Source organism: Trichocoleus sp. AS-A1, from assembly GCF_039962015.1.
GTDB lineage: Bacteria > Cyanobacteriota > Cyanobacteriia > Cyanobacteriales > FACHB-T130 > FACHB-T130.
In genome coordinates this window covers 315,725-330,665 of record NZ_JAMPKG010000001.1, presented here as the reverse complement: position 1 = coordinate 330,665, position 14,941 = coordinate 315,725, and the positions used below count along the sequence as shown (strand labels likewise).

At 47.5% G+C, this 14,941-nt stretch carries 17 protein-coding genes; 11 read left to right on the top strand and 6 right to left on the bottom strand.

Going from position 1 to position 14,941, the window contains the following annotated elements:
* Positions 1-156 precede the first annotated feature (156 nt).
* Positions 157-621 carry a Fur family transcriptional regulator gene (locus NC994_RS01565; protein WP_190411365.1) on the bottom strand — a complete coding sequence of 155 codons (465 nt, stop codon included), beginning with the start codon at positions 619-621 and terminating at the stop codon, positions 157-159.
* A 126-nt stretch (positions 622-747) separates the two neighbouring features.
* Positions 748-1,140, bottom strand: a complete 393-nt coding sequence (locus NC994_RS01560; protein WP_242028996.1) for a helix-turn-helix transcriptional regulator — start codon at positions 1,138-1,140, stop codon at positions 748-750.
* Positions 1,141-1,755: 615 nt separating this feature from the next.
* Between NC994_RS01560 and NC994_RS01555 the strand changes: the two genes are divergently transcribed.
* From NC994_RS01555 to NC994_RS01540, 4 genes are all read left to right on the top strand, one after another.
* On the top strand, positions 1,756-2,232 hold the full coding sequence (locus NC994_RS01555; protein ID WP_190436494.1) for a CRR6 family NdhI maturation factor: 477 nt from the start codon (positions 1,756-1,758) through the stop codon (positions 2,230-2,232).
* A 377-nt stretch (positions 2,233-2,609) separates the two neighbouring features.
* Entirely contained in the window at positions 2,610-3,332 is a 723-nt protein-coding gene (locus tag NC994_RS01550; RefSeq protein WP_190428917.1) for a pyridoxine 5'-phosphate synthase, read from the top strand.
* A gap of 94 nt (positions 3,333-3,426) precedes the next feature.
* Positions 3,427-3,756: an MgPME-cyclase complex family protein gene (locus NC994_RS01545; RefSeq protein ID WP_190436491.1), complete on the top strand. Its 330-nt coding sequence runs from the start codon at positions 3,427-3,429 to the stop codon at positions 3,754-3,756.
* Between the two features lie 59 nt (positions 3,757-3,815).
* Entirely contained in the window at positions 3,816-4,424 is a 609-nt protein-coding gene (locus NC994_RS01540; RefSeq protein WP_190428919.1) for a hypothetical protein, read from the top strand.
* A gap of 60 nt (positions 4,425-4,484) precedes the next feature.
* Here the strand turns inward: NC994_RS01540 and NC994_RS01535 are convergent, their stop codons facing one another.
* The 3 genes from NC994_RS01535 to folD all read right to left on the bottom strand — a co-directional run bounded on the left by NC994_RS01535 (position 4,485) and on the right by folD (position 6,962).
* Positions 4,485-4,940, bottom strand: a complete 456-nt coding sequence (locus NC994_RS01535) for a divergent PAP2 family protein (protein ID WP_190411370.1) — start codon at positions 4,938-4,940, stop codon at positions 4,485-4,487.
* A 70-nt stretch (positions 4,941-5,010) separates the two neighbouring features.
* Complete coding sequence (crtE, locus tag NC994_RS01530) at positions 5,011-5,940, bottom strand: geranylgeranyl diphosphate synthase CrtE (protein WP_190436488.1); 930 nt, start codon at positions 5,938-5,940, stop codon at positions 5,011-5,013.
* Positions 5,941-6,086: 146 nt separating this feature from the next.
* Positions 6,087-6,962, bottom strand: a complete 876-nt coding sequence (folD, locus tag NC994_RS01525) for a bifunctional methylenetetrahydrofolate dehydrogenase/methenyltetrahydrofolate cyclohydrolase FolD (protein WP_190436486.1) — start codon at positions 6,960-6,962, stop codon at positions 6,087-6,089.
* 317 nt (positions 6,963-7,279) lie between these two features.
* Here folD and NC994_RS01520 point away from each other — a divergent pair, with 317 nt between their 5' ends.
* From NC994_RS01520 to NC994_RS01495, 6 genes are all read left to right on the top strand, one after another.
* Entirely contained in the window at positions 7,280-7,735 is a 456-nt protein-coding gene (locus NC994_RS01520) for a hypothetical protein (RefSeq protein ID WP_242032547.1), read from the top strand.
* Positions 7,725-8,171: an NUDIX hydrolase gene (locus tag NC994_RS01515; RefSeq protein ID WP_190411372.1), complete on the top strand. Its 447-nt coding sequence runs from the start codon at positions 7,725-7,727 to the stop codon at positions 8,169-8,171. Before NC994_RS01520 ends, NC994_RS01515 begins: the two co-directional genes overlap by 11 nt.
* A 54-nt stretch (positions 8,172-8,225) precedes the next feature.
* Complete coding sequence (locus NC994_RS01510; protein ID WP_190411475.1) at positions 8,226-9,350, top strand: AI-2E family transporter; 1,125 nt, start codon at positions 8,226-8,228, stop codon at positions 9,348-9,350.
* A gap of 75 nt (positions 9,351-9,425) precedes the next feature.
* Positions 9,426-10,682: an ATP-binding protein gene (locus NC994_RS01505; protein ID WP_190436483.1), complete on the top strand. Its 1,257-nt coding sequence runs from the start codon at positions 9,426-9,428 to the stop codon at positions 10,680-10,682.
* 68 nt (positions 10,683-10,750) lie between these two features.
* A complete protein-coding gene (locus NC994_RS01500) occupies positions 10,751-11,206 on the top strand; it encodes a hypothetical protein (RefSeq protein WP_242032545.1) in 456 nt (151 codons plus the stop codon).
* Between the two features lie 17 nt (positions 11,207-11,223).
* Positions 11,224-12,087, top strand: coding sequence for an aminotransferase class IV (locus NC994_RS01495; protein ID WP_190436477.1), 864 nt, complete (start codon positions 11,224-11,226; stop codon positions 12,085-12,087).
* On the opposite strand, the gene NC994_RS01490 is transcribed toward NC994_RS01495, so the two are convergent.
* On the bottom strand, positions 12,074-12,265 hold the full coding sequence (locus NC994_RS01490; protein WP_190436474.1) for a hypothetical protein: 192 nt from the start codon (positions 12,263-12,265) through the stop codon (positions 12,074-12,076). The genes NC994_RS01495 and NC994_RS01490 overlap by 14 nt on opposite strands.
* Between NC994_RS01490 and mutS the strand changes: the two genes are divergently transcribed.
* Positions 12,264-14,924, top strand: a complete 2,661-nt coding sequence (gene mutS, locus NC994_RS01485) for a DNA mismatch repair protein MutS (protein ID WP_190436471.1) — start codon at positions 12,264-12,266, stop codon at positions 14,922-14,924. The two genes, NC994_RS01490 and mutS, sit on opposite strands and share 2 nt — an antisense overlap.
* The last annotated feature ends 17 nt before the right edge of the window (positions 14,925-14,941 follow it).

Genomic DNA, 14,941 nt, shown 5'->3' with positions numbered 1-14,941 from the left:
GCCCACTTAATCAAACTAGACAGCCTGCTACAAGCGTTTTTCACTAAACTTTAATCAGCCTATAGTTACGCAAAATTTTCCGTCCCTACAAACGGTTTAAAAAATTATTGATATAGCAGCAATCGGTGTTAAAAAGTGGATTCTACCGTCTACTGATTACCCGTTCTCCGCTTGAGACCCAGATTCCGGTAATTTGTACCCGTAGAAGTTAATGCAATATTCACTAATCCGAACCCCTGTTTGTTGTTCAATTTCTTTAAGCAGGGTTTCAGGCAGTTCTACATAAACATCTAAAATCTGATTGGTATCTAGACAGTTTACGTGGCTGTGAGCGTCGCTGATATTGCCGTACAAACGACCATCCGCACGCTCAATACACTCAATAATGCCTTGAACCGATAGCGCTTCTAAATTTTGATACACGGATGTATGACCGATGTCCTTACCTTGATGGTTCAAGCGGTCATAAATTTCTCGCGCCGACAGGTGTTCTTTCGCTTGCCACAGCAATTCCAGAATGAAGCGGCGTTGACGGCTCACGCGCATACCCAGCGCTTGACACCGATTTAAGGCATCCTCTAACGAGCGAATAGGTTTAACCGCTGCCGCTTCTTTTTGCATACTTTAGACTTTGACACGCTTGCCTGCTAATCCAAACTCATTTCCACTTTAACCTAGCTATTCTCGGAATGTCCACCGTCCCAATATTCTAGGACAGCACTATCGAGTGCAGCCGGTTAATTGATTCTATTGTTGCAGTAAATTTTCTTCTAGAAGGCGGGCGATCATGGCGGTTCTAGAAGTGACACCTAACTTGCCAAAAATCCGGCGTAAATAGGTAGCAACTGTCCAATGGGTAATGCCCAGCTGATTCCCAATACACTTGTTGGGAAGACCCTGTGCGACCAATCGGGCAATCCGCTGTTCTTGGGGGCTGAGGCTAATCCCGCGTTCTGACTTGGGGCGACAACGCACCAAATAATAGTGGGTTCCGTCAACATCAGATTCAAAGATTACTTCATCCACCGTCTGCTCAGATTTTTGAATCCCTTTGGATGGACTAACAGAATCAACTTGTTCTACAAGGTGCTTGAGCATTTCTTGGGGGATCATTGCCTCTCCTTGTTCTTTGGTTTTCATTTAACGATCAGAACTCGTAATTTCACGCAAAGTATCAGGAGTAGATGCCCGATCTTTATCAAATCTTCACAAAGCCTTGTGGAAAATACTTACTTCCTGACATAGTGCTGCTACAGGAAAATTGAGATGGATTTCGGAGATGGATGAATCCCCCAGATTTTTTGCTGAATGCATCGTATCCGTTCTATGCTGGAAAACCTGGAAGCGAAGCCTCAAGTTGCCTGTACTGTAAAGATTGCAAACCTGTACGCCGTATGGTTGCTGAAAGAATATAAGACTAAAGTGCGATTAAGTGAGATTAAGTGCGATCGCGCTGAGTGGATGTCGCCAAACAAAATGTCTGTTAACGCAGTTATAACAGCGTGGATAACAAAAAGCTAACGACATCTTACAGCTAAAGCTCCTTTCTACCCTGGTCAAAAAGGGAAATGACGGTGGAAAGGCTATCAAGAGACATCAAGCGAATTGTCGCTAGCCCGATACAAAGCGTGGGACAACTAATTTAGAGCTGGGACTGGCGTGAGATCGGAGCAAGGCTGCAACAATGTAGAGAGAAGCCAGCGCTAGCCAGCGCTATTGTCGGCATTCAAAGTGTGTCACCTTAAGAATGGTTCAATGACGACAGCAATCGCGCTCAATTCTGACTTGATTCAAACTCTGGATCTGTCGCCGGTGCAGTCGGCGATCGAAAAGTTGCTCCAAGAGGGAGCGATCGCATCCTCGGAACAGCAACTGTGTTTTGAGATTGACTATCCCCGCGAACCGGAAGATCCACGAGAACTCTCCGAAATCCCAGAAGTCCGTCTATGGTTTATTCGGTTAGATGCCCAATATCCCTGGATGCCCTTTCTGCTGGATTGGAAATCCGGTGAACTCGCCCGCTACACTGCTATGCTCGTGCCACACCAGTTCAATCGGACAGAAGGGATTGAGTACAATCCCGAAGCCCTAGAGATTTTTGTGATGCAAAAAATCTTTGTCCTGACACAATGGATGAAGCAGATGGGAATCCCCAGTACCTCTCGTGTAAAGTCAATGGCTAAAATGCTCGGCTATGAGCTGGATGATGCCTTCTTTGAGTTAATCGGCTGATATAGCCGTCCTAAATGCTTTGTGAAAGCGAGATACCCGACTTCTCCAAGAAGTCGGGTATCTAAACCACTGGTATCTCACAAATAACATGGGATTACTATTGCTATAAATACATAGATCGCAGAGCAGCCTAGCTCCTAACTCCTCAGCCGTCTTTCACTCACTCCTCAGCCCTCAATCCTAAACTCCTAACTCCTCAGCCGTCTTTCACTCACTCCCCAGCCCTCAGCCCTCAGTCCTCAGTCCTAACTCCTCAGCCCTCAGCCCTTAGTCCTCAGTCCTAACTCCTCAGTCCTAACTCCTTTTTAAAGATAGCCTTCCAGCGTTTCAGGTTAAAATCAATTGCGGAAGACTCTAAAACATTGGGAGAGGTTCCGTTGCCTACACTTGGCGTCAATATCGATCACATTGCCACCATTCGGCAGGCACGACGGACAGTAGAACCAGATCCGGTGGCAGCAGCGGTGCTGGCAGAACTTGCCGGTGCCGATGGGATCACGGTGCATCTGCGGGAAGACCGGCGGCATATTCAAGACCGAGATGTGAGATTACTGCGGCAGACAGTGCGGACTCATTTAAATTTGGAGATGGCACCCACCGAAGAAATGGTCGCCATCGCTCTCGACATCAAACCCGATTACGTCACCCTCGTGCCTGAAAAACGCGAAGAAGTGACGACAGAAGGCGGATTGGATGTTTCCAGTCAAATCGACCGAATTGGGGAAATGGTGACAAAGTTGCAAGACGCCGGAATCCCCGTCAGCTTGTTCATCGACGCCGATCCCGGTCAGATTATGGCAGCTGCGATTATTAAGGCGAAGTTCATTGAACTGCACACGGGTTGCTATGCCGAAGCAGCAGATGAAACCAGTCGAGAGAAGGAATTAGCCGTGTTAGCCAAAGGATGCGAGCAAGCGCGTGCTGCTGGCATCCGGATCAACGCCGGTCACGGTCTTACCTACTGGAACGTTTACCCGGTTGCTTGCCTTGAAGGGATGGAAGAACTCAATATTGGTCATACCATTATTAGTCGAGCAGCTCTTGTCGGAATAGAACGAGCCGTTCGAGAGATGAAACAAGCAATGTTCGGTCATTGGTAACAACTGAAGTGTCATGTGTGATGAGTCCTCAGTCACTCGCTAATGACTCATCATCGATTGCTAACAACCCATTACCCATTAACAACCTATTAAGATGCAAAATTACTACTACGTTCTGGCTAGCCAACGCTTTTTACTCGAAGAAGAACCCTTGGATGAAGTCCTCAAAGAGCGTACCCGTAACTACCACGAACAAGAAAAAGAAATTGATTTTTGGCTAGTCAAGCAACCGGCATTTTTAGAGGCACCGGAAATGGCAGCAATTAAGTCTCAGTGCCCTCAACCTTCTGTGGCAGTCATTTCTACGAATTCCCAATTTATTACCTGGTTAAAGCTGCGGTTAGAGTTTGTGCTGAGCGGGGAATTTCAGGCACCTTCCCAAAGTATCCCTAATCCACTTGCTTCCCTTGCCTCCGTTTCCTGAGAAGGCAAAAGTAAACAGTTAAAAATTAAGGAAAAAAGCAAAAAGGAAAAACTGAAAACATGAAAAAAATCTTTCTTTTGCCTTTTGCCTTTTTTCTTTTGCCGGGTGCAGTTGCTTCTGCTCAATCGTCGCCTCCCACTTGCCAGCCGCCTCCCCAAGGCGAGTATTTGGTATTAGTGGGAAGCCAAACGAGGGAAAGTCAAGAGCAAATTCAACGAACGTTGCCTAACAACACAAGTACGTCAACTTGTAAATATCTTGAAGATACGATGACGCGGATTGGTGGCTTCAGGAGCGTGGAAGATGCCAACGGTTGGGCACGTTATCTGAATGAGATTGTTGGGCTATCGGCTTTCGTTCTCCGACCTCCAGAGGCACCGGCAAATCCAAATGCACCCACCTATAAACCGCAGGCACTCGGTGCTGGTTATGCGGTGTTGGTGGATTATTCAAGCAAACCGGAAGTAGCGGCTCAAGTACGGCAGATGTTGGGTCGCGATGTCGGCTTGGTTTCCTATGTCCAACGTCCTTATTTACTGGCGGTTTACACAACCAATTCAAATGAGGCAAATTCGGCTTTAAGAAGATTGAGCGATCGCGGTTTTTTGGTAATGCTAGTCGATAGCCGCCGAGTGACACTGCTCAGATCATCAGTGGTGAGTAGATAGCCAATCGTAGCGATTCGTCATTCGTCCCCGATCGCTTGCTGATCGCGAAAGACTAATAGACTAATACGCTGGCCCTGCTAAGCAGGAGACAGCGATGCCGAGTGCTGAACCGACAATCACCTGAAACGGCGTATGTCCCAGTAACTCCTTGAGACGGTCTTCGTTAAACTTGTGATGTTCTTGAAATAGCTCATCGATAATTTGGTTCAGGATGCGAGCTTGCTTACCCGCAGCCTGACGGACGCCAGCGGCATCGTACATGACGATAACGGCAAAAATGGTGGCTAGCGCAAATTCAATACTGTCCCATCCCACCGTTTGTCCAATGCCGGTTGCCAGCGCTGTTACCAATGCTGAATGAGCGCTTGGCATCCCGCCAGTGGTAACTAAGACGCGCACATTCACCTTGCCATGTTGGGCTAAGTCGATGATCAGCTTGGATGCTTGAGCAATTAAACAAGCTACGGTCGCAACCAGTAGCACATGGTTTTCTAGGATGTGGGCAAAGTCCTGCATTTTGTTTTGCGTTGGGTAAAAACGAGCAGCATTGCAAGTTAGGAGCGTTTAGGAGTGAGGGGCTTATTTTCTAGTGAGTGCGAGTAGTAATGAAATCTGCGATCGCAATCAGGGGATTAGCTTTTTCTCCAAAGGTTGCCAATTCTCCTTTGGCGGCGTCAATCAGTTGCTGAGCCTTAACTTTTGATTCCTCAAGTCCCCAAAGTCGCGGGTAAGTTGCCTTTTGGGCTTGAATGTCTTTCCCAGCAGTTTTCCCCAACTCCTCTTGAGTCGCCGTGATATCCAAAATGTCATCCACAATCTGAAACGCCAACCCAATATTTTGGGCATAGCGAGACATTCGTTGCAAGGTTTCCAATTCTGCTTCCGCTAAAATCGCGCCGCAGACCACACAAGCTTCTAGTAGCGCCCCTGTTTTGTGGGTATGAATGAAAGTGAGCGTTTCTTCCTGAATATCCGGTTTTCCTTCAGATTCCAAGTCAACGACTTGACCGCCCACCAAGCCCGCAGCACCAACTGCTTTGGCTAACTGAGCAATTACCTGCAAAACTCGCGCTGCCGGTACATTCTGGGTATTTGAGGCAATGAACTCAAAGGCGTATGTCAGTAGGCCATCCCCCGCCAGAATGGCAATATCTTCACCATAAACCTTATGGTTGGTCAATTTGCCCCGCCGGTAGTCGTCGTTATCCATCGCCGGTAAGTCATCGTGAATCAAGGACATGGTATGAACCATCTCCAGGGCGCAGGCAGTGGGCATCGCCATTTCTAGGGTGCCTCCAGCCAGTTCGCAGCTGGCAAGGCAAAGAATCGGACGCAGGCGCTTGCCTCCAGCCAAAAGCGAGTAGCGCATCGCCTCATAAATTTTCTCTGGATACGTGACTGGGAGGGAACTATCCAGAGCTGCTTCTACCAGAGCCTGTTGTTGAGTCAGGTAGGTTGAAAGGTCAAAGGTCGCTGATTCACCTTTGGGAGCATGAAGGTCATCTGTCGCTAACATCCCGTGATTCCTTGTAGCACAGTCGTTTCCGTAACAATTTTACGGGGCTTTGGGTCACAAAAAGTTACGAATTATGAGCGATCGGTGTTAAGTGATGGAATTCGTCCAGAATCCTCGCGCCTCAAACCGTCTTCATTCAATCAAAACTAGAGATAGCGCTGGCTGTAGCTCCAGACTGTATTTTGCAGCAGCATGGCAACGGTCATCGCGCCAACCCCGCCGGGAACTGGGGTGATAAACTGCGCGACCTTTTTGACGGAATCAAAGTGGACATCTCCCACCAAACGGGAGTTCCCAGCGTCGTCGGTGACGCGATTGATGCCGACATCGATGACGACCGCACCAGGTTTGACCATCTCGGCGGTAATCAGCGCTGGACGCCCCACGGCTGCCAACAGAATATCAGCGCTGCGGGTAATGGCTGGGAGATCGTGCGATCGCGAATGGGCGATGGTAACGGTGGCGTCTGCGTCTAAGAGCATCAAAGCCAACGGCTTGCCCACCAGGGTACTCCGCCCCACCACCACTGCCTGTTTTCCCTTCACATCAATCTGGTATTCCTGCAACAGGCGCATGACTCCGGCTGGTGTGCAGCTGCGTAAACCAGCTTCAGAGCGCACCAGCCGCCCCAAGTTCAGGGGGTGTAGTCCATCGGCATCTTTATCTGGATCGATTTGATGCAGCAGGGAAACAGCGTCTAGGTGGCTAGGTAGGGGCAGCTGAACGAGAATTCCATCAACCCGCTCATCTTGATTCAGGTTTTGAATTACTTGCTCTAGTTCTGAAGCGGTCGTTTCCGTCGGGAAATGGGAACCATAGGAGGCAATCCCGACTTTGGCACAGGCGCGTTCTTTATTCCGCACGTAAGCAGCGCTGGCTGGATTATCGCCAACCATCAGCACGGCTAGTCCCGGAGGGCGTCCCGCAGTGGCTTGTATTTGCTGAATTTGCTCTTGTAGCTGTCCGTAAATTCGTTCAGCTAGCGCTTTACCGTCTAACAGTTGGGCGATTGATTCGTCCATTGTGGTGTCAGGAATGTGGTCAGGAATGCATTATCTAGGGATAAAACAGATCGCATCTGTCATAGGATAGTTTCGCAGATTTCCCGCCTTTACTGCCAAGGTCTCAGAGAGAAAAGGTTAGGCGATCGCGTTTTTCCGTTTGCCTTGTAGCTGCATCACAGGGCGATTTCCTTCGCCTTCTTTGCATTTAATCTTATTTGAGGCAGTCCTGCCCGACTGTAAATCTTTGGAAGATTCACTATATTTGTACCAGTCAGAGCCATCTGGATAGGGATAAGTATTAATACCGAAATAGTGAGAAACTTGAGATTTCCCCGATGCAAGATATGAGGTCAGTCAAAATCCGGGTATTGCAATTCAGCACCACCACACTAATTTTGGGTGGGTTGTTCGGCTGCGGTCATGTGGCTCAGTCTGGATTGGGTCTGTTTAACAACCGCAGTGTCCCGATCACCAGTATTAGCGATCTTCAACAGAGTTATGAGGGCAACCCAACGGTTTATTTGGAAGGCAAGGTAGCATCTCAAGCGCCTTTTGTGGGAAGCGGCGCTTATGAGTTGCGAGATGCGACGGGAAAAATATGGGTTTTCACCAGCCAGAATCTCCCCGATAGAGGAGATGAAGTTTTAATCAAGGGGAAAGTACAGTATCAAAGCATTCCCTTCGCAGGGAAAGATTTAGGAGAAGTTTTTCTTCAGCAGCAGGAACAGCTAGAGCGGAAGCCAGCGAAAAAGGGAGTGCCTTTACTACCGGAAGGAAGCTATGAACAATAAACCAATTGTTGAGGTAGCGATCGCCATCCTCTATCGCCACGGCAAATTTCTCCTCCAGCTGCGCGACAACATCCCCGGTATTCTCTACCCCGGACACTGGGCATTTTTTGGCGGGCACCTCGAACCAGGAGAAACCCCAGAAGAAGCCATCAAGCGGGAACTGCTGGAGGAAATCGGCTATACACCGCCCGCGTTATCATTATTTGGCTATTATCCCGATACCTACGTTCTTCGCCATGTCTATCAGGCACCGCTTCCCGTGGAACTTAACCAGCTAGTGCTAGGAGAAGGTTGGGATATGGATTTATTAACGCCTGAAGAAATTCAACGCGGCGAGGGTTACTCTGAAAAAGCTAGGCAAGTACGACCGTTAGGCACTCCTCACCAAAAAATTTTACTGGATTTTATGGACAAGTTTCCTCAATTGACTGTGTAGCCAGAAGCATAACTTTTTAGTTGTTATGAATCCCGATTTCAAAACCTCAACATGATGCAATCAGCAAACAAATTACCGCGATGGGTCGTTTTAGGATTGGCATTTCCCCTCGCCGTTCTCAATGGTTGGCTATTGCTGCTCGTGTTGCAATATTTTCAACCTCTAGTTAGCGTTTTTGTTGCCGCACTCCTGCTGGCTTTTGTATTAGATTACCCTATCCGTTTTTTACAGCAACAAGGAGTTAAACGGAACAATGCGGTCGTCGCTGTTTCCCTAGTGGCGTTGCTAATTTTGGTAGGTTTGGGACTTACCTTAGTTCCGATCATTTGGCAACAGCTCAACGAACTAGCTAATATATTGCCTAGTTGGATTGATTCGGGGAGGCAACAACTCCAAGCTTTTCAAATTTGGGCTGAAACTCAGCAACTTCCGATTAATTTAGGCGGAATCGTTACTCAACTAACAGACCGATTATCCAGTCAACTTCAAAACGTAACGGGTAGAATTCTTAATTTTGCCTTTGATACGATTGGCACTGCTGTCAATGTTCTGCTAACAGTGGTTCTAACTTTCTATCTAATATTAAATGGAGATCGTCTCTGGGACGGAATTTTTAAGTGGTTTCCGGCTAGCTTTAGTTCCCAAGTAAGGCAAGCTCTCCGCGAAGATTTCCATAATTATTTTATCGGTCAGGCGACGTTCGCTGCTTGGAGCGGATGTGTGATCACGCTGGCATTTCTGGCTTTGCGAGTGCCGTTAGGATTATTGTTTGGAATTGCAATTGGTTTTTTGGCTCTTTTTCCCTTTGGTGCCGGAATCGGTATCAGCATTGTTAGTCTGCTAGTAGCATTACAAAATTTTTGGCTAGGGGTGGAAGTGTTCGCTGTAGCTGCCGCTATCGATCAAATCAATGCTAATTTCATCGCGCCTCGCATTTTAGGTGGTTTTACTGGCTTAAATCCTGTTTGGATTTTGCTTTCGCTGTTGATAGGAGCAAAGCTAGGAGGGCTATTGGGGCTATTAATTGCTGTACCTTTAGCAAGCTTCATCAAAAGTACCGCAGATAGCTTGCGCGATGGCAAATGGAACGAGATAGAGGAGATTGAATCTGACTCTACACCCTTAAATGTTTCGCCCGTCATAGCGTCTAAGAACTTAGCGAGCGATGCCGGGAGTTGATAGCGATCGCTATTCTTGTGGAAGCCACGATGCAAACAAAAGATAAGCAGGGTCAGCAGAGTTTTAGAGTAAAAGATGCTTAAGCAACTTATCCTTAAAAACTGGAAAACTTTTCGGAATGCGGTGCTTCCTATTGACCCATTAACTGTTTTAATCGGTACAAATGCCAGTGGAAAATCTAATGCGCTTGATGCCTTAGAATTTTTAAAAAGAACAGTAAGAGGCAAAGAAATACAAGCGGCTTTGTCAGGTGATTCAAGTCTGACCTCTATTCGAGGTGGGGGAGAGTGGGCTGCACTTAAACCTGAAACTCAATTCACACTAGAAGCGCTGGTTGCGGGTGAGGATGATAGCACTGATTACCTCTACAGTATTACCGTGCAAACTAAGCCTATTGCGAAACTTTATCATGAATCTCTAGTCCGCCTACAATATCAACAAAAAAAACAGGCACAACCTGTCCGGCTTCAATTGCTAGAAACTTATATTAGCTCATCTGAATCTCCAGGTGTTATTACGCAATTTTATGGTTCAGAAAACGGCATGGGCTTAGCTGGTCTTCCTGGATTATGGATACGCTCATATTCAATTTTGAGTCAATTGAAAGGTTATTATTTGTTGGATGAAACCGTTAAGGGTATTAGTACAGTTCGTCAAAGTCTAGAAAACATTTTTATCCTAAATTCTATTCCTTCTATAATGCGGGATTATTCACTGCTTTCTGATAATCTTGAAAGTGATGCATCAAATATAGCGGGTGTGCTAGCAGCATTGCCTGATGAACGAAAAGCTGAGGTGGAATCTACATTATCTACCTACGTGAAGCATTTACCAGAAAGAGATATTCAAAGAGTGTGGGCAGAACCAGTTGGAAGGTTTAAAACAGATGCAATGCTCTACTGTGAAGAACTATGGAAACCTGGTGAAACTACAGAAATCGATGCAAGAGGAATGTCAGATGGAACGCTTAGATTTTTGGCGATTCTTACAGCACTTCTCACCCGTCCTGAAGGGAGCCAATTAGTAATCGAAGAAGTGGATAATGGACTTCATCCGTCCCGCGCAGACTTACTTTTAAAAATGCTGAGAGAAATCGGTGAAAAGAGAAAAATTGATATATTAGTTACTACCCATAATCCAGCTTTACTCGATGCTTTAGGGCCAGAAATGGTTCCATTTGTAGTTGTGGCGCACCGGGATACAGAAACTGGGGAGAGCAAGCTAACCCTTCTAGAAGATATTGATAATCTTCCTAAATTAATGGCATCTGGACCATTAGGCAAGCTGACAACAAAAGGTGCTATTGAAAGAAGCCTTTCCGGTACTAACTAATTTTAGTTATGAGAAAGGTTTTAATCATCGATACATCGATCCTTTGCGTTTGGTTGAAAATCCCTAAAATGGAAACTTGTGGAGCGGCTCCTAATCAGTGGAATTTTGAGCGTGTTGATAGGCTAATAGAAGAAGAAAGGAGTAAAAGTACAACATTGGTACTTCCTTTAGCAACAATTCTGGAAACAGGTAATCACATTGCTCAAGCTGGCTCCAGACGCTATGAAACAGCCCAAGCTTTAGCAAAAATCATGACAGAAGCAGCAGATGAAAAATCACCTTGGGCTGCTTTTACTGACCAATCGGTTCTTTGGGAAGCAGAAGGATTAAAAAAGTTAGCTTCGGAATGGCCCGCTCTAGCAACGCAAAAGATTTCTATCGGCGACGCCACCATCAAGACAGTGGCTGAATACTATGACAAAATGGGTTTTGAAGTGGATATTCTAACGGGTGATAAAGGGCTAAAGGCATACCAGTCAACTACGCCAGCGCCAGTGCCTAGGCGTAGGAGAAGTCAAACTTGAGAAGGCAAGAATAACAAATGTTTCTTGAATCAACGCCGATAGTTTGGCATAACGGAAAGTTAGTTGAACGGGAAAATGCTGCGCCTTCTATTGCTAGCCATTCTCTGCATTTAGGGATCGGCGTTTTTGATGGGATCATGGCTTATTGGAATCGCGATCGCTATTACATTCATCGCTTAGATGCACATTTAGACCGCCTTCGCAATGGTTCTACACATATTGGTTTGGGTTTTTCTTGGTCGAACGAAGACCTGAAAGCAGGTCTTTTGGCACTTTTAGAGGCAGTTCCGGCAACAAATTACTATATCCGACCGATTGTTTATCGTTCGGTGCCTCAACTGAACTTTAACGATACAATGCCGGTCGATGTGACCATCTTGGCAGTGACGATTCCTCGCGATGTTGATAAATCTTTGACTTGCCACATCTCCCCTTATGAACGGGTTTCTGGTAACGCAATTCCAGTGGCGTGGAAACTCTGTGGAACATATGTAAATAGTTATTTAGCTCGTCGTGCGGCGGAAGTGGCTGGATTTAATGATGCTATTTTGCTTGACCAACAAGGCAGAATTACTGAAGCGGCAGTGGCTAATCTTTTTCTTCTGCAAGAGGATAGAGTAATTACGCCTGCACTGACTCCGAATATTTTCCCTGGTATCACCCGCGCTACACTGCTTGATATTGCAGGGGAATTAGGACTTGAAGTGGTTGAACGGGATGTGCGACCGGAGGAATTAGGGAATTTTGAGGGTGCTTTCCTGGCTGCGACGATGATGGAATTGAAGCCATTAGCAAGTATTCATCCTTATGAATATGATTCGGCAAATCATCCTCTATTTCGACGCTTTTTGAAAGAATTTCGCGAAATTACGCACCAATAGAAAGGATTTTTAGCATCTCGTCAACTTCCTTGTGTGGAGACACCATTAATTGCGCCGCTACATCCCTTGGTGGGTGAAGACGTTCGGGACAAGATTTCAGGTTAACAAACTGCAAACAACGGCAAGAGATACCTGCGGTAAAGTCATTAAAGACCTTGGCGTAGCACTGACTTTCCATGAACGTTCCTGACTCGGCATCTACCCCGACCGAACCCAAAATCCGTAACGCTGACTCTCGACTGGTGGATCGCAGCAAGCTGAGTAAGATGTACCACCATTATGTAGAAGTGAAGGATAAGTATCCTCATGCGCTGCTGCTGTACCGGGTGGGAGACTTCTTTGAAACCTTTTTTCAGGATGCGATCGCTGTATCGAGAGAATTAGAACTTGTCCTCACCAGCAAGCAAGCCGGAGAAATTGGTCGGGTGCCGATGACGGGAGTGCCGCACCATGCTTGGGAACGCTACACGACTCAACTGGTGGAGAAGGGGTATGCAGTTGTAATCTGCGACCAAGTAGAAGACTCTGCCGATACTGACCCTGGAAAGCTGGTGAAGCGGGAAGTGACGCGGATTCTCACCCCCGGTACGTTGCTGGAAGAAGGGATGCTGAATGCGCGTCGCAATAATTACCTGGCGGCGGTGGTGATTGCCGGGAATCATTGGGGTTTAGCTTATGCAGATATTTCTACTGGGGAATTTCTCACAACCCAATCGAGCGAATTAGAGCATTTGACGCAAGAATTGATGCGTTTGCAGCCTTCTGAAGTTTTGGTGCCAACAAATGCGCCAGATTTGGGCAGTTTGCTGCGACCGGGGGAGACTTCCGAGCATTTACCGAGTTGTTTGCCGCCATCTTTCTGTTATGCGTTGCGATCGCAAACTCCTTTTACTGCGGGTGAATCGAGACATCGATTATTGCAGCGGTTTAAAGTGCGAAGTCTGGAAGGACTCGGTTGCGAACACCTCCCCCTGGCTGTCCGCGCTGCGGGTGGTTTGCTGGAATATTTAGAAGACACCCAGAAAGAAAACCTCGTTCCTCTCCAGTTCCTCCGCACCTACACCCTCAGCGATTATCTAATTCTTGACCACCAAACCCGCCGCAATCTAGAAATTACGCAAACGGTGCGGGATGGCACCTTTCACGGTTCCCTGCTTTGGGCGTTGGATAGAACTAGCACAGCGATGGGGGGACGTGCCTTGCGGCGGTGGTTGCTGCAACCGCTACTGGATATCAAAGGCATTGCAGCGCGGCAAGATACGATTCAAGAATTAGTCGAAAATAGCTTCTTGCGGCAAGATTTGCGCCAATTGTTGCGGCAAATTTACGATTTAGAACGGCTAACGGGTCGCGCTGGTTCCGGCACGGCGAATGCGAAGGATTTAGTTGCTTTAGCGGATTCTCTGGCAAAATTGCCGGAATTAGCGGAACTGGTGGCGGATGCTTACTCTCCGTTTATGAGAGCTTTGCAGAAGGTGCCGCCGGAATTGGAACAACTGGCAAAGAGACTCAGCGCCCATTTGGTAGACGCGCCTCCCATCCATATCAAGGAAGGCGGTTTGATTCGCCCCAATGTGAATGTTCAGTTGGATGAAATGCGAAGTCTTGCCCAAGAGGATCAGCAATGGGTGGCGAATTTGGAGGTGACGGAGAAGGCGCGAACCGGGATTTCGACGCTGAAGGTGGGCTTTAATAAGACATTCGGCTACTACATCAGCATCTCTCGCACTAAAGCTGACCAAGTTCCGGATAACTACATCCGCAAGCAAACGCTGACGAATGAGGAACGCTATATTACTCCGGAGTTGAAGGAGAGAGAAGCGCGGATTTTGACGGCGCGGGATGACTTAAATCGCCTGGAATATGAGATTTTCACTTCTTTAAGAGAAGAGGTGGGGCAATACGCAGAACAAATTCGCACGATTTCTCGTGCGGTGGCGGCGGCTGATGTGTTGTGTGGTTTGGCTGAGGTGGCGGTTTATCAGGGTTATTCCTGCCCTCAGATGGTGGAAGGTCGGGAAATTCGGATTATTGATGGGCGTCATCCGGTGGTTGAGCAGTCTTTGCCACCTGGGTTTTTTGTGCCGAATTCGACTGGGTTGGGGAGGGGGGAGTTAACCCCACCCCAGCCCTCCCCGCAAGCGGAGAGGGAGAACCTCACCCCGCTTGCGGGGGGAATCAGGGGGGTAGAAGAAAGACCGGATTTAATTATTTTGACGGGTCCGAATGCGAGTGGGAAGAGTTGCTATTTGCGGCAGGTGGGGTTAATTCAGTTGATGGCACAAATTGGTAGTTTTGTGCCAGCTAGGGCGGCGACTTTGGGAATATGCGATCGCGTTTTTACTCGTGTCGGTGCGGTAGATGATTTGGCGACGGGTCAATCTACTTTTATGGTGGAGATGAACGAGACAGCAAATATTCTCAATCACGCAACGGCGAAGTCTCTGGTACTCTTAGATGAGATTGGTCGGGGGACGGCTACGTTTGATGGTCTTTCGATTGCTTGGGCGGTGGCGGAGTATCTTGCCAGTGAAATTCGCTCGCGGACGATTTTTGCCACTCATTACCACGAATTGAACGAACTTGCCTCAATTTTGCCGAATGTGGCAAATTACCAGGTGACGGTGAAGGAGTTACCCGACCAGATTATCTTTTTGCATCAGGTGCAACCGGGAGGCGCTGACCGTTCCTATGGCATCGAAGCAGGGCGGCTAGCAGGTTTACCCGCACCCGTGATTCAACGCGCCAAGCAGGTGATGAGCCAAATTGAAAAGCATAGCAAAATTGCTATCGGGCTGCGCCAAGGCGGGCAGGTAGAGGAATCATCTACCTTCTAGGGAGGAAATGCATACTT

What these genes read in the sequence shown, in the direction of transcription:
- NC994_RS01565 (WP_190411365.1), bottom strand. Translation starts at nt 621, where the DNA reads ATGCAAAAAGAAGCGGCAGCGGTTAAACCTATTCGCTCGTTAGAGGAT.
- NC994_RS01560 (WP_242028996.1), bottom strand. Translation starts at nt 1,140, where the DNA reads ATGAAAACCAAAGAACAAGGAGAGGCAATGATCCCCCAAGAAATGCTC.
- NC994_RS01555 (WP_190436494.1), top strand. Translation starts at nt 1,756, where the DNA reads ATGACGACAGCAATCGCGCTCAATTCTGACTTGATTCAAACTCTGGAT.
- NC994_RS01545 (WP_190436491.1), top strand. Translation starts at nt 3,427, where the DNA reads ATGCAAAATTACTACTACGTTCTGGCTAGCCAACGCTTTTTACTCGAA.
- NC994_RS01540 (WP_190428919.1), top strand. Translation starts at nt 3,816, where the DNA reads ATGAAAAAAATCTTTCTTTTGCCTTTTGCCTTTTTTCTTTTGCCGGGT.
- NC994_RS01535 (WP_190411370.1), bottom strand. Translation starts at nt 4,940, where the DNA reads ATGCAGGACTTTGCCCACATCCTAGAAAACCATGTGCTACTGGTTGCG.
- crtE (WP_190436488.1), bottom strand. Translation starts at nt 5,940, where the DNA reads ATGTTAGCGACAGATGACCTTCATGCTCCCAAAGGTGAATCAGCGACC.
- folD (WP_190436486.1), bottom strand. Translation starts at nt 6,962, where the DNA reads ATGGACGAATCAATCGCCCAACTGTTAGACGGTAAAGCGCTAGCTGAA.
- NC994_RS01520 (WP_242032547.1), top strand. Translation starts at nt 7,280, where the DNA reads ATGCAAGATATGAGGTCAGTCAAAATCCGGGTATTGCAATTCAGCACC.
- NC994_RS01515 (WP_190411372.1), top strand. Translation starts at nt 7,725, where the DNA reads ATGAACAATAAACCAATTGTTGAGGTAGCGATCGCCATCCTCTATCGC.
- NC994_RS01510 (WP_190411475.1), top strand. Translation starts at nt 8,226, where the DNA reads ATGCAATCAGCAAACAAATTACCGCGATGGGTCGTTTTAGGATTGGCA.
- NC994_RS01505 (WP_190436483.1), top strand. Translation starts at nt 9,426, where the DNA reads ATGCTTAAGCAACTTATCCTTAAAAACTGGAAAACTTTTCGGAATGCG.
- NC994_RS01500 (WP_242032545.1), top strand. Translation starts at nt 10,751, where the DNA reads ATGGAAACTTGTGGAGCGGCTCCTAATCAGTGGAATTTTGAGCGTGTT.
- NC994_RS01495 (WP_190436477.1), top strand. Translation starts at nt 11,224, where the DNA reads ATGTTTCTTGAATCAACGCCGATAGTTTGGCATAACGGAAAGTTAGTT.
- mutS (WP_190436471.1), top strand. Translation starts at nt 12,264, where the DNA reads ATGAACGTTCCTGACTCGGCATCTACCCCGACCGAACCCAAAATCCGT.
- NC994_RS01490 (WP_190436474.1), bottom strand. Translation starts at nt 12,265, where the DNA reads ATGGAAAGTCAGTGCTACGCCAAGGTCTTTAATGACTTTACCGCAGGT.